Here is a 242-nt window from a genome sequence, read left to right as displayed (position 1 = left end):
ACCGTGCCATTGTCGACAGGCGCGTCGTTGACCGGATTGACCGTGACGCCCACGGTGATTGTGGTCTGCCCGCCTGCGCCATCGCTGACGGTGACAACAAAGCTGTCGGTGCCGTTGAAGTCCGCATTGGGCGTGTAGGTATAAGCGCCCGTTGTGGCATCAACCACGACCGAGCCGTTGGTCGCATCGGTGCCGACTGCGTAGGCAAGCGTATCGCCATCCACATCCGAGGCGAGGATTGT

Annotated in this window: 1 protein-coding gene; it reads right to left on the bottom strand. The window is 61.6% G+C overall.

Features of this window, described 5'->3' with window-relative positions:
• The coding region (locus Q0903_RS19720; RefSeq protein WP_299418059.1) for an Ig-like domain-containing protein at nucleotides 1-242 on the bottom strand (242 nt) is incomplete at both ends.

This window comes from uncultured Sulfitobacter sp., assembly GCF_947502895.1.
Lineage (GTDB): Bacteria > Pseudomonadota > Alphaproteobacteria > Rhodobacterales > Rhodobacteraceae > Sulfitobacter.
This window is presented reverse-complemented; position numbering and strand designations above follow the sequence as displayed.